This window comes from Aeromonas popoffii, from assembly GCF_037818705.1.
GTDB classification, from domain to species: Bacteria; Pseudomonadota; Gammaproteobacteria; order Enterobacterales; family Aeromonadaceae; genus Aeromonas; species Aeromonas popoffii.
Genome location: NZ_CP149129.1, coordinates 4,392,863 through 4,405,935 on the forward strand (window position 1 = coordinate 4,392,863; position 13,073 = coordinate 4,405,935).

Annotated in this window: 9 protein-coding genes; 3 read left to right on the plus strand and 6 right to left on the minus strand. The window is 61.8% G+C overall.

Going from position 1 to position 13,073, the window contains the following annotated elements:
- Positions 1-14: 14 nt before the first annotated feature.
- Entirely contained in the window at positions 15-1,022 is a 1,008-nt protein-coding gene (argC, locus tag WJM78_RS20385; protein ID WP_042038717.1) for an N-acetyl-gamma-glutamyl-phosphate reductase, read from the minus strand.
- A 278-nt stretch (positions 1,023-1,300) separates the two neighbouring features.
- Between argC and argE the strand changes: the two genes are divergently transcribed.
- Together argE and ppc are read left to right on the plus strand one after the other, a co-directional pair.
- Positions 1,301-2,446, plus strand: a complete 1,146-nt coding sequence (gene argE, locus WJM78_RS20390; RefSeq protein WP_275929761.1) for an acetylornithine deacetylase — start codon at positions 1,301-1,303, stop codon at positions 2,444-2,446.
- A 214-nt stretch (positions 2,447-2,660) separates the two neighbouring features.
- Positions 2,661-5,294, plus strand: coding sequence for a phosphoenolpyruvate carboxylase (ppc, locus tag WJM78_RS20395; protein WP_339011473.1), 2,634 nt, complete (start codon positions 2,661-2,663; stop codon positions 5,292-5,294).
- Positions 5,295-5,386: 92 nt separating this feature from the next.
- Here ppc and WJM78_RS20400 read toward each other — a convergent pair whose 3' ends face one another.
- Positions 5,387-7,840, minus strand: a complete 2,454-nt coding sequence (locus WJM78_RS20400) for a bifunctional aspartate kinase/homoserine dehydrogenase II (RefSeq protein ID WP_042038711.1) — start codon at positions 7,838-7,840, stop codon at positions 5,387-5,389.
- Positions 7,840-9,012, minus strand: a complete 1,173-nt coding sequence (gene metB / locus WJM78_RS20405) for a cystathionine gamma-synthase (protein WP_339011477.1) — start codon at positions 9,010-9,012, stop codon at positions 7,840-7,842. Before metB ends, WJM78_RS20400 begins: the two co-directional genes overlap by 1 nt.
- Positions 9,013-9,222: 210 nt before the next feature.
- Between metB and metJ the strand changes: the two genes are divergently transcribed.
- Positions 9,223-9,546, plus strand: coding sequence for a met regulon transcriptional regulator MetJ (gene metJ / locus WJM78_RS20410; protein ID WP_005315809.1), 324 nt, complete (start codon positions 9,223-9,225; stop codon positions 9,544-9,546).
- A gap of 274 nt (positions 9,547-9,820) precedes the next feature.
- Here the strand turns inward: metJ and WJM78_RS20415 are convergent, their stop codons facing one another.
- From WJM78_RS20415 to nudE, 3 genes are all read right to left on the minus strand, one after another.
- Complete coding sequence (locus WJM78_RS20415) at positions 9,821-11,092, minus strand: aromatic amino acid transport family protein (RefSeq protein WP_042038709.1); 1,272 nt, start codon at positions 11,090-11,092, stop codon at positions 9,821-9,823.
- Positions 11,093-11,496: 404 nt separating this feature from the next.
- A complete protein-coding gene (gene cysQ, locus WJM78_RS20420) occupies positions 11,497-12,318 on the minus strand; it encodes a 3'(2'),5'-bisphosphate nucleotidase CysQ (protein ID WP_042038708.1) in 822 nt (273 codons plus the stop codon).
- Positions 12,319-12,363: 45 nt separating this feature from the next.
- Positions 12,364-12,972 (minus strand): ADP compounds hydrolase NudE, encoded by a 609-nt coding sequence (gene nudE, locus WJM78_RS20425; protein ID WP_042038707.1) that lies wholly within the window; start codon positions 12,970-12,972, stop codon positions 12,364-12,366.
- Positions 12,973-13,073: the final 101 nt, after the last annotated feature.

A 13,073-nucleotide genomic window follows, 5' to 3' on the forward strand; every position in this document is an offset into this window, starting at 1 on the left:
CCTTCCTTAAGTCCTTAAATCAGGCCGGTGGCCGGTTCAAATCCGAATTTGATATTTATGCACTGCACAGCCTGGGAGGCGGCACCCTTGAGCAAATTGTCGATGGCAGAGACCACCACCAGCATGTTGCCCTGCTGTTGCCAGGCAATATCGCAGTAAGGGGTGCTTGCCACACCACGGATGGAGGGCATCTGGCCGGTGAGGCGCACCAGCGGCTTGCCTTCGTAGGCCTTGAGGTAAGCCTGCTCAACCTGAGTCGGCGTCACGCCATCCGCCAGCTGCACATAGATGGTGGCCAGGATGCCGCGCACATAGTTGCCAAGATGAGGCTGGAACAGCACCTCGCAGCCCAGGTGGTGGCTGATCTCCGGCTGATGTCTGTGGTTGAAGGTGCCGTAGGGGTTGAGGCTCACTTCGCAGAAACTGGTGTTGATGGCCGCCTTGCGACCGGCGCCGGAGACCCCGGACACGGCGTTGATGATCGGCTGCCACCCCTTGGCTATGAGGCCAGCCTGCTGCAGCGGCTTGAGGGCACACAGGGAGGCGGTCGGGTAACAACCCGGCACCGCAATCAGCTGGGCGGCGACAATGGCATCGCTGTTCCATTCCGCCAGACCGTAGGCGGCCTGATCCAGCCACTGCTCGCTGTCGTGGGTGAAGCCATAGAAGCTGTCGTAGAAGCCTTGATCCTTGACCCGGAAAGCACCGGAGAGATCGAACACCGGCAGACCCTTGGCGAGAAACTGGGGCGCAAGCGTGGCGCTTACCTCGTGGGCGGTGGCCAGCAGCACCAGATCGGCCTGGGTCAGGATCCGGGTCATGCCATCCTCGTCCAGCGGCAGCAGCGGCAGATCCAGCGCACCGACCCACTGGGGATGGAGAGAAGAGAAAGGCTTGTGCGCATCCTGGCTGCCGGCCGACACGTAGAGGCCGAACAGCTTGAGTTGTGGATGGTTCTGGACCAGTGCGGCCAGTTCGGCTCCCGCGTAGCCACTGGCACCGACGATAACGGTGTTAAGCATTATTGAGTATTCCAAGTCAGGGTTCGAAATTCACAGCATGGCGCTGCAGACAGTGCAAGGGGTGAGGAACCGCCCCTTCAATGCAACGAGTGCGGAGGGGCAATTCAGGCGGGGTTGTGTCGTCGGTTATAGATCAGGTGACAGAACATTAACTTTCCCTTACAACTAGAAGCCTTGTTGATGAGCCACGAATTCAGGCAAACTCACAGAATATTCATGCACTCACTTTGCATTTGTATTTTCTAACAGAAACATTCCGGTGACGCAAGGAGGAGCTGATGGCCAATCTGGATTTTTTTGCACTTTATAAGAATATTATTGCGATTCCCTCCATAAGCAGCACGGATCCCCGCTGGGATCAGAGCAACGAGGCGGTGATCAGGCTGCTGGCCGACTGGTTCGGCCAGCTCGGCTTCCACTGCGAGGTGACGGCGCTGCCGGACCTGCCCGGCAAGTTCAACCTGGTGGCGACGATCGGCCAGGGCGAGGGCGGCCTGCTACTGGCTGGCCATACCGATACTGTCCCGTTCGACGAGGGCGCCTGGAGCAAGGATCCCTTCAAGGTGACCGAAGAGGGCAACCGCCTGTATGGCCTCGGCACCATCGACATGAAGGGCTTCTTCGCCTTCATAGTGGAAGCGCTCAAAGAAATCGATCTCACCAAGCTGAGCAAGCCGCTGCGCATCCTGGCCACCGCCGACGAAGAGACCACCATGGCGGGGGCACGCGCCATCGCCGCCGCAGCCGAGATCAAACCCGACTATGCGGTGATCGGCGAACCCACCGGACTGGTGCCCGTGGTGGCCCACAAGGGGCATATGTCGGAGGCGATCCGCATTACCGGCAAGAGCGGTCACAGCTCGGATCCCGCCAACGGCGTCAATGCGCTGGAGATCATGCATCAGGCCATGGGTCGGGTGCTGCGCCTGCAGCTGCATCTGGAAGAGACTTATGCCGACTACCGGTTCGCGGTGCCGCAACCGACCCTGAACCTCGGTTACATCCAGGGTGGCGACAGCCCGAACCGCATCTGCGGCTGCTGTGAACTGCACATAGATATGCGCCCCACCCCGCAGGTGGGGCCAGACGAGCTGATGGGCATGCTGAAGGAGGCGCTCTCCCCCATCGAAATCCACCAGCCGGGCTGCCTGCACCTGCAACACCTGCACGAACCCATCCCCGCCTATGCCTGCGCGGATGACTCAGAGCTGGTGCGCGAGGCCGAGAAGGCGAGCGGTCGGGCGGCCGAGTCGGTCAACTACTGCACCGAGGCACCCTTTATCCAGCAGTTGGGATGCCAGACCATAGTGCTGGGCCCTGGCCATATCACTCAGGCCCATCAACCGGACGAATACCTGGATCTCTCCTTCGTCAAGCCGACCACGGCGGTGCTGCAACACCTGATCCGCCGGTTTTGCCTCTGAGTTGACGAAAATGTAAGTAAGTTACATAACATGCCGCCTCGGGACAGGTGAGGGAAATACATGTTCTGAATCGGCCTGTTATTTGACCTTGCGCAGATAATCTGGGTAGATTGTCGCCCTAAGATGACGGAGCATATGTTGTAATCACACAACAATAAGTGAGGCTGTCTCTCACCTCGGATGGAGAGAGACACCAACCAGATAAGGATGTGGAATGAACGAAAAGTACGCCGCGCTACGCGCCAACGTAGGCATGCTGGGTCAACTGCTGGGCAAGTCCATCAAGGATCATCAGGGAGAGGCCTTCCTCGACAAGATCGAAACCATTCGCCAGTTGGCCAAATCCTCCCGCAAAGGTAATGAGGCTGACCGGGAACGTCTGCTCGATACCCTGCGCACCCTGAGCGATGACGAGCTGTTGCCGGTAGCCCGTGCCTTCAGCCAGTTCCTCAACCTGGCCAACGTGGCCGAACAGTTCCACACCATCTCCCGTCGCTGCGAAGAGCAGGTCTGCACCCCGGACCCGCTGGAGCAGATGTTCGCCAAGCTCAAGGCCTCCAACCTGACGCAGGAGGCCATCATCCAGGCCGTGCGCGAGCTGGATATAGATCTGGTACTGACCGCTCACCCGACCGAGGTGACCCGTCGCACCCTGATCCACAAGCACGTCCAGCTCAACGACTGCCTGGAGGCGCTGGAACTCTCCGATCTGCTGCCCCGCGAGCGGGACAAGATCCTCAATCGCATCGAACAGCTGGTCAATCAGGCCTGGCACACCAACGAGATCCGCGAGCAGCGCCCGACCCCGGTGGACGAAGCCAAGTGGGGCTTTGCTGTGGTGGAAAACAGCCTGTGGCCGGCCATTCCCGAATTCATGCGCAACCTGGACGAGCGTCTGCAACAGCACCTGGGTGTGCGGCTGCCGCTGGATGCCGCACCGGTCAAGTTCACCTCCTGGATGGGCGGTGACCGTGACGGCAACCCCTTCGTCACCGCCAAGGTGACCGCCGAGGTGCTGGAGCTGGGCCGCTGGATGGCAGTGAGCCTCTTCTACAAGGACATCAAGGAGCTCACCTCCGAGCTCTCCATGTCCGACTGCACCGACGCCGTGCGCGAGCGGGTGGGCGATCACCCCGAGCCCTACCGCGCCCTGGTGCGCGAGCTGCGTGAACAGCTGCGCGAAACCCAGGAATTTCTCACCGCCAAGGTACAGGGTCAGGTGAGCGAGAGCCGGGATCTGGTCAAGACCACGGCCCAGCTGCGCGAGCCGCTGGAGCTCTGCTACCACTCAATGCATGCCTGCGGCATGGGCAACATCGCCGACGGCATGCTGCTGGACGTGCTGCGCAAGCTGGCCTGCTTCGGCATCCATCTGGTCAAGCTGGACATCCGTCAGGATGGTGAACGCCATGGTCAGGTCTTCTCCGAGCTGACCCGTTACCTCGGTATGGGCGACTACGCCGAGTGGAGCGAGGACGACAAGCAAGCCTTCCTGCTCAACGAGCTGAACTCACGCCGCCCGCTGATCCCGACCGACTGGGAACCGAGCGACGAGACCCGCGAGACCATAGACACCTGTCGGGTGATCGCCCAACACGACCCGGATGCGTTCGGCATCTACATCATCTCCATGGCCGGCGCACCGTCCGACGTATTGGCGGTGCAACTGCTGCTCAAAGAGGCTGGCTGCAAGTTCCGCATGCCGGTCGCCCCCCTGTTCGAGACCCAGGAAGACCTGATGGCGGGCACCGCCGTGATGGAACGCCTGCTGTCGGTGGACTGGTATCGCGGTTACATCCAGGGTCGTCAGTACGTGATGATCGGCTACTCGGATTCCGCCAAGGATGCGGGCATGATGGCCGCCGGCTGGGCCCAGTACGCCGCCATGGAATCCCTGGTGGCACTGGCCGAGGCCAACAAGCTGCGCCTCACCCTGTTTCATGGCCGTGGCGGCACCGTCGGCCGTGGCGGCGCCCCCGCCCATCAGGCGATCCTCTCACAACCGCCGGGATCCCTGCGCGGTGGCCTGCGGGTGACCGAACAGGGCGAGATGATCCGCTTCAAGTTCGGCCTGCCGAAAGTGGCCATTCACAGCCTGAACCTCTACACCAGCGCCGTGCTGGAAGGGAACCTGCTGCCGCCACCCAAGCCCAAGGAGTGCTGGCGCGCCGTGATGGAGCAGCTGGCTACCGTCTCCTGCGATCACTACCGCAGCATAGTGCGCGGCCACCCGGACTTCGTGCCCTACTTCCGCGCCGCCACCCCCGAGATGGAGCTCGGCAAGCTGCCGCTCGGCTCCCGCCCGGCCAAGCGCAAGCCCAACGGCGGCGTCGAGAGCCTGCGCGCCATCCCCTGGATCTTCGCCTGGACCCAGAACCGGCTGATGCTGCCGGCATGGCTCGGTGCCCACAAGGGGCTGCAACAGGCCATCACCGGCGGTCAGAAGAGCGTGCTGGAAGAGATGAGCCGCCAGTGGCCCTTCTTCCGCACTCGCCTCGAGATGCTGGAGATGGTGTTCCTCAAGGCCGACCTCTGGCTCGCCGAGTACTACGACACCCGTCTGGTACCCAAGGAGCTGTGGGGCCTGGGCAAACAGCTGCGCCAGGAGCTTGCCGATTCCATTCAGGTGGTGCTGGAGCTGCGACCGCAGGGCGATCTGCTCGACGACCAGCCCTGGATCAAGGAGTCCATCAAGCTGCGCAACCCCTACACAGACCCGCTCAACGTGCTGCAGGTCGAGCTGCTGGGTCGCTCGCGCAAGAACCCGGAGACCCTGCACCCCGAGCTGGATCAGGCGCTGATGGTCACCATCGCCGGTATTGCGGCAGGTATGCGCAACACGGGTTGATAATCGGGACTATCACTCCCCTACAACAAAGGGCGCCTCGGCGCCCTTTGTGTTTTTACTACCCGACGGATGTTGAACTGCAACATCCGCTCTTACAGGCTGGCGCAGATTTGCCAGAGGTCGTACTGGATGGCGGCAGCCGTCACTTCCCGGCCTGCGCCCGGCCCTTGAATGACCAGCGGGTTGGTGCGGTAGCTGTCGCTCTCGATGGCGAAGATGTTGTCGCACGGCAGCAGGTTGGCGAACGGGTGGTGGGGCTCCAGCGCTTCCAGTCCAACCCTGGCCTTGCCGTCGTGCTCGAAGCGGGCCACGTAGCGCAGCACCTTGCCCAGGCGCCTGGCTCCCTCGAAGGCGGTCTGGATCGGGCCATCCAGCTCTTTGAGCCTGTCCATAAACTGATCCGTGCTCGCCTTGCGCAGGGAGACGGGCACCAGATTTTCCAGCTCGATGTCGGCGGAGTCGAGCTCAAAGCCCGCTTCCCGCGCCAGAATGAGCAGCTTGCGCCTCACATCCTGACCGGAGAGATCTTCGCGGGGATCCGGCTCGGTCAGGCCGTGCTGCCACGCTTCGTCCACCAGCTCGGAGAAGGGGCGTGTGCCGTCATACTGCTGGAACAACCAGGAGAGGGTGCCGGAGAAGATGCCGGAGACCCCCTGAATGCGGTCGCCACTCTGGCGCAGCATCTGGATGCTGGACTGGATTGGCAGCCCGGCCCCCACGGTGGCGTTATAGCGCCACTGCACCTGATGGTCGCGGCAGGTCTGTTTGATGCGCTGGTAGAACTCGCTGTCGGCGGCACCGGCAAACTTGTTGGCGGCGATGATGTGGATGCCGAGCTGGGCGAAATCCGGGTAGTAGCGGCTCACCGTCTCGCTGGCGGTCATGTCGAGGGCTATCAGGGTATCGAAGCTGTGTTGCTCCAGCTGGGCCAGCAGCTCGGGCCAGATCAGCGGCTTGGGGTTGAACTTGTCCTGCACCTTGAGGGGATCCATCCCCTCTTCGTCCAGCAAGCCCCCTTCCGAACTGAATACGCCGTAGAGGGTGAGCGCCAGATTGAGTTCATGTTCGAGACGAGCCTTCTCGCGGCCATAGAGGCTCAGCCAGTGGCCGCCGATATTCCCCTTGCCGAACACCACCAGCCCAACCCGGGTCGGACGGCTGAACAGGGCGCTGTGCAGGGCGATCAGCAGCGGCTCCAGCACCACTTGGCGCACTACGGCCACCAGACTCAGGCCATCTCTGGCTACCTGCACAAACTCCAGTGGCTGATCCGCCAGCAGCTGATAGAAGCGGTGACACTGCTCGGCGTTATCGGTTACCCCGGCCCCCACCAGAGCCACCAGACTGAACCCCTCTTTCTGGATGAGGCCAGTGAAGCTGCCCTGTAACTGGAAGTCGCGCAGTATCTCGAACGCCCCTTCCGCCACTTCCAGGGTGTAGGCCAGACGCAGCACCCGCCGATCCGGTTGGCGCTGCAGGGTGAGCGGATTGAGGCGATGACGGGCCAGATGGGCCTCGATGACCGCGACTGTCTGATCAAAGTGGGTCTGCGGCAGCACTTTCAGCTCGATCAGGGCTATCTGATCCACCGAGGAGACGATGCGGGCACCGCCGGAGCGCGGCGCACGGCGCAGGATATGGGTGCAGCCTTCGTCCGGGTTGTAGCTGCAACGCAGGGTGAGGCGCTGGCGGCTGTCAGCCACCGGTTGCAGGGTGCGCGAGTGCAATACCGAGGAGCCAAGCCGGGCCAGCTCGTTCGCTTCTGCCAGGCTCAGGCGCTCCAGCAGACGGGCTTCTTTGACCCGGCGCGGGTCGGCGCTGTAGACACCGGCCACATCGCTCCAGATGGTGGTGGATTCACCATCCGCCAGCAGGGCCAGGAGGCTGGCGCTGTAGTCTGAACCGTTGCGACCGAGCAGCAGGGAACGCCCCTCCATGTCGGCGGCGATAAAACCGGTTACCACAATACGACCGGCATGTTCGGCCAGCCGCGCCTTGAGCAGCTCGCTGGAAAGGGCGGTATCCACCTTGACCAGGGCGCCGTCCTCGGCGCGCAGGAAGCTGCGGGCATCGAGCCAGATGGCTTTGTCGCCGCGGCTGGTGAGCAGGGCCGCCAAGAGGCGCGCCGACCACACCTCGCCAAAGGCGAGCAGGCCGTTGCGTGCGAAGCGGTCAAACTGCCCCTCCAGGGTCTTGGCGATCAGCTGCATGTCGTCGGCCAGCTGCTGGCTGAGGTCGAGCTGCAGCTCCCCCTCCAGCAGGCCGTCGATCAGGCTCTGCTGATAGGCTTGCAGGGCGGAGATGGCTTCACCGGCGGCCTCATCCCCCACCTCGGCCAGCTCCACCAGCTGGATTAACCGGTTGGTGGTCTTGCCAGCGGCGGAGACCACGATCAGCTCGTTCCCGCCGACCTGTTGCTCGACTATCGCCGCGACCCGGCGATAGCAGACCGGATCCGCCAGACTGCTGCCACCAAACTTGTGCACATGGCGCCGCTTCAATCCTGCTACTGTTACCACCGCGATCTCTCCTTGCTGCTGTTCCATTACTTCGCTACCTGCTCTGCCTGCTGCACCTGTTCAAAAGCCTGAGCCAGATCGGCCACCAGGTCTTCACCGTGTTCTATGCCAACCGACAGCCGTAGCAGCTGGGCGCTGATGCCTGCTGCCTGCTGCGCCGCCGGGGTCATGGCCCTGTGGGTCATGCTGGCTGGATGGGCCACCAGACTCTCCACCCCGCCGAGGGACTCGGCCACCGAAAAGAGGGTGAGTGCTGCGAGGAGGGTACGCAATCCGGCCTCGCTGCAATCGAGTTCAAAACTTAGCATGGCGCCGAAACCGGACTGTTGACGGCGCGCAATATCGTGGCCCGGATGGGTCGGTAGACTGGGGTGATAGATTTTTTTGACCAGCGGCTGTTGCTGCAAGAAGGCAAGGATGCGATCCGTGTTCTCCTGATGGGCGCGCAATCTGGGGGCCAGGGTGCGCAGACCGCGCAGGGTGAGGTAGGAGTCAAACGCCCCGGAGGTGAGCCCCAGACAGTTGGCCCACCACCCCAGCGACTCGGCCAGTGTCTGCTCCTTGGCAATGGCCACGCCCCCCACCACGTCGGAGTGGCCGTTGATGTACTTGGTGGTGGAGTGGACCACCAGGTCGGCCCCCAACGCCAGCGGCTGTTGCAGCAGCGGCGAGAGGAAGGTGTTGTCCACCACCACCTGGGCACCCACTTCATGGGCGGCGGCGGCGATGGCAGCGATATCCACCACCCGCAGCAGGGGGTTGGAGGGGGTCTCCACCCACACCAGCGCCGGCTTCTGCGCCAGCGCCTCGGCCAGCGCGGCTGCATCACCCTGATCGACGAACTGCACCCGGTAGTGGCCTTTGGCCGCCAGATACTCAAACAAACGCCAGGTACCGCCGTAGCAATCGTGGGGGGCGATCAGCAGATCCCCCGCCTTGAGCAGGGCAGTGGTGACCAGATGAACGGCGCCCATGCCGGTGCCGGTCACCACGGCGCCAGCGCCCCCTTCCAGCGCCGCCAGTGCGTCAGCCAGATTGGTGCGGGTCGGGTTGCCGGATCGGGCATAATCGTATTGACGGGGCTCGCCAAAGTCGGCAAAGGTGTAGTTGCTGGAGAGGTAGATGGGCGGCACCACGGCACCGTGCTGTGTGTCTGTCTCAATCCCGGTGCGTACCGCCTGGGTGGCCTTGTGGGTCATGTCACTCTCTCCTTGAACTGTCTCTGGGCGGTGGCCGCTCTGCCTCTGCCACGGCTATCCTGCCATTGCTGGCCTATGGTGAACCACCTTACGTCAGCACATAAAAGCCGTCAACACTTCTAGACGTCTAAATGGCTTTGCTGTTGGATTGCCATTAATTTCCTTAAGGGTTAAAATCCGTGCTCACGGCCAAACGAGAACAGGTGGAACATGGGTACAGAGTGGAACGGCGACTACGTCAGCCCCTATGCGGAACACGGTAAGAAGAGCGAACAGGTCAAGAAGATTACCGTCTCGATCCCGCTCAAGGTGTTGAAGGTGTTGACCGACGAGCGCACCCGTCGCCAGGTGAACAACCTGCGCCATGCGACCAACAGTGAGCTGCTCTGTGAAGCCTTCCTGCACGCCTTCACCGGCCAGCCGCTGCCCTGCGACGACGATCTGCGCAAGGATCATCCGGACAGCGTTCCCGCTGAGGTGCGCGCCATCATGGAAGCGCTGGGTAAAGAGATCGAAGATTTCGACGCAGAGTAATAGCTGCGATCTATGCCAAACAGCAAACCCTCTTTGAAGATGACGCGGCCCCGGGCCGCGTCATTGCTATCTGGCGCCTGCGCCACTACCAAAGCAACATCTGCAACCACAGCCACAACATCGCCCAGCGGGTACGCCGGAGAGTTGCCGTGGTGATGGCCATCCCGGAGCAGGGAGTGGAGGGCCGCGCCAAGCTGGGCTGATGCCGTTGGCCCCATGAAATGAGAGAGGCGACCCCGGGGTCGCCTCTCTCATTTTTTGCCGCAGCTCGCTGTTACTTCAACAGGCTGAAGATCAGCGCCGAGACCGCAAGCGACCCGGTCAGCAGGATGAAGCCGTTGGTCCAGCCGTGACGGAAGCGGGCCAGCGCCTCCACCTTGTAGATCGCAATCACCGGCATGATGAACAGGATCATGGCGATGACCGGGCCGGAGAGGGTCTCCATCAGTCCCAAAATGCCCGGGTTGATCACGGCGGCGCCCCAGATGGCGAAGAACATCAGAGCGATGCCCAGCTTGTCCGCCTTGGCCTGCGGCAGGCCGGTGGGCTTGGCGATCAGGCTTTTGAGGCTTTCGCGGGCACCGAGGAAGTGGCCGAGGAAGGAGGAGCTGATGGCGATAAAGGCGATGAGCGGCCCCAGGGTCACGATCACCGGGTTGTCGGTGATGTTGGCGAGGTAAGAGAGCACAGAGACGTTCTGGGCCTTGGCCTCAGCCAGCTGGGCTGGCGAGAGGCTCAGCACGCAGGAGAAGACGAAGAACAGCACGAAGCCCACCAGCATTACTGTGGTGTTGCGCAGGATCAGGCCGCTCTTGGCTTCGGCCTGCTCGCCATATTCACGGCGCTGCACGTTGGCAAAGCCGGAGATGGCGGCAGCGTGGCTGAAGGCGAACACGGTGACCGGCAGCGCCAGCCAGACGGTGTTGAGGAAGCTGACCCCTTCAAACGCGGTCACTTCCGGCCACTGCCACTGGGGGATCAGGTAGCAAGAGAGTGCCGCCAGAATGGCCGCCAGCGGATAGACCATGAAGGCAAACACCCGCAACATTGCCTTCTCCCCTGCCAGCATCACGGCAATCATGGCGAACACCAGCAGGCCGGAGAGCATCACCCGGTTCGGGGTTGCCATACCGAGCTGGTTGACCATGAAGCTCTCCACCGTGTTGGTCAGCCCAACCCCGTAGATGAGCAGGATCGGGAAGATGGAGAGGAAATAGAGCGCCGAGATGAGACGGCCGGCCATCTTGCCGAAGTGCTCCTCGGCCACCTCGGTGAAGTCGGCGTGGGGGCGTGACGAGGAGAGGACGAAACGCGCCAGCCCGCGGTGGGCCAGGAAGGTCATGGGACCGGCCAGCACAGCCACTATGACCAGGGGCCAGATCCCGCCCAGACCCAGATTGATAGGCAGGAACAGGATGCCGGCGCCAACGGCGGTGCCAAACAGGCTGATAACCCAGTGGGTGTCGTGACGGCGCCAACGGGTGGCGCTGGCAACGGCGGGCTGGGAAGCGGACAAATCCTTTACGACATCGACAGATAAACTCATTACCAATCCACATTTAGTCAGTATTTTAATCTGATCTTATTGTGGTTTATTAGGATTTAATTCTCAAAAAGCGTGACTGAAACATATCACTGCCATTACTGGCCTTAGCCAGTGAGATTGGGAATCCAATCGGGGGCGCATAACCTGGTAAAACTGCACAAACCAAACATGACGAAATATAAAACCAAATTTTCATTCATACTTACTTTTTTATTTTGGACAACGGAGAGTTTTCAGAATTACATGAAAAAATGCCAATTACCGCTGAACGCTCGTGATCATCCACTGTCATTCTCGTACTTTGCCAGCGGATATCCCTGCTCATCTGCGATGAAACTAGCGGATCACACCAAACAAACAGGCGGCCATGAGGCCGCCTGTTTGTGTCGTCTGGCGACAGATGATCAACCCGCCGGACGAGCCAGGATCTTGCCCCAGGCGAGATCCGGGTCCCCCATCACGATGAAGTCCGGGTTCTCCAGCGACTCGGTTTCGTTGTAACTGAGCGGCTGCAGCGTCAAGCTAAGGATGCGACCGCCCGCCGCCTCGACGATGCACTGGGCAGCGGCGGTGTCCCACTCGCCAGTGGGACCGAGCCGCACGTAGCAGTCGGCCGCCCCTTCTGCCACCAGGCAGGACTTGAGGGAGCTGGAACCGAGCGGGATCAGCTCGTAGTTGATGGCAGGATTGAGGCGACGGGTCAGGGTCTCCAGCTTCTGGCGACGGCTGATGGCCACCACCAGCGAATCGGGCTGGTTGTGTTCGTGCTGCATGGCGCTGATGGGCAAGGTTTCGCCATTCACCTCCTTGAAGGCGCCGTGGCCACGCACCGCCCAGTAGAGCACATCGGACTCGGGAGCGTAGATGACACCGAGCACAGGCACATGGTCCCGCACCAACGCGATCAGGGTGGCGAAGTCGCCGCTGCCGGCGATGAACTCCCCCGTGCCGTCGAGGGGATCCACCAGCCAATACTGCCGCCAGTTGGATCGCTGACTGAAGGGGACATCCGCCGCCTCTTCGGTCAACACAGGCACATGGGGAGTGAGCGCCGATAGCGCCTGTTTGAGGTAGGCATCGGCAGCAAGATCGGCACTGGTGACCGGGGTCGCATCCTCCTTCAGCTGACGCTCGAACTGACCGCCGTGATAGATTTCGTGAAGGATACGCCCCGCTTCGCGGGCGATCTCCTTGACCCCTGGCACCCAGGCCAACAACTCCTGCATCTTGTTATCCTCTGTTTTTATTAATTGCCTTCACCCACGCTTGGGCTAGTTTTCCTGCTCCGCCAGCCACTTCTGGGCCAGCAGCAGGGCACTGATGCTGCGCGACTCGCTGAAGTCGGGTCGTGCCAGCAATTCATCGATACGGTTGAGTGGCCAGGGGATCACCTCGAGGGGCTCGGGCTCATCACCGACCCGCAGCTCCGGGAAGAGATCCCGCGCCAGCAGTATGTCCATCCTGCTAGAGAAGTAACCCGGCGCCAGCGACACCTGCTTGAGGGGGATCAGGCTGTTGGCACCGAAGCCCGCCTCTTCCATCAGCTCCCGGTTGCCCGCCTCAAAGGCATTCTCGCCCGGGTCGATCAGCCCCTTGGGGAAACCCAGCTCGTAGGAGTGGGTACCCGCCGCGTATTCGCGCACCAGCAACAGGGTGTGGGCATCAAACAAGGGCACCACCATGACGGCGCCCCGGTTGCCACCGCGCATCCGCTCGTAGACCCGCTCCTCCCCATTGCTGAATTTAAGATGCAGGGATTCCACCTTGAACAGCCGGCTCTCGGCCACGATTTCGGCCTTGAGGATCTCCGGCTTGCTCTTGTCATGCGCCATGTTCTCGACACTGAGGTATTCGGGCTTGCTCTTGTGGTGGTCACTCATCGGGCGCTGGCTGCTCGTTAAAAAATAGTGCTTCAAGAGTAAACGACTCTCACACTGAACACCACGGGACAGGGATGGCAAAGGGGGAGGAAAAATCCGCT

What these genes read in the sequence shown, in the direction of transcription:
- argC (WP_042038717.1), bottom strand. Translation starts at nt 1,022, where the DNA reads ATGCTTAACACCGTTATCGTCGGTGCCAGTGGCTACGCGGGAGCCGAA.
- argE (WP_275929761.1), top strand. Translation starts at nt 1,301, where the DNA reads ATGGCCAATCTGGATTTTTTTGCACTTTATAAGAATATTATTGCGATT.
- ppc (WP_339011473.1), top strand. Translation starts at nt 2,661, where the DNA reads ATGAACGAAAAGTACGCCGCGCTACGCGCCAACGTAGGCATGCTGGGT.
- WJM78_RS20400 (WP_042038711.1), bottom strand. Translation starts at nt 7,840, where the DNA reads ATGGAACAGCAGCAAGGAGAGATCGCGGTGGTAACAGTAGCAGGATTG.
- metB (WP_339011477.1), bottom strand. Translation starts at nt 9,012, where the DNA reads ATGACCCACAAGGCCACCCAGGCGGTACGCACCGGGATTGAGACAGAC.
- metJ (WP_005315809.1), top strand. Translation starts at nt 9,223, where the DNA reads ATGGGTACAGAGTGGAACGGCGACTACGTCAGCCCCTATGCGGAACAC.
- WJM78_RS20415 (WP_042038709.1), bottom strand. Translation starts at nt 11,092, where the DNA reads ATGAGTTTATCTGTCGATGTCGTAAAGGATTTGTCCGCTTCCCAGCCC.
- cysQ (WP_042038708.1), bottom strand. Translation starts at nt 12,318, where the DNA reads ATGCAGGAGTTGTTGGCCTGGGTGCCAGGGGTCAAGGAGATCGCCCGC.
- nudE (WP_042038707.1), bottom strand. Translation starts at nt 12,972, where the DNA reads ATGAGTGACCACCACAAGAGCAAGCCCGAATACCTCAGTGTCGAGAAC.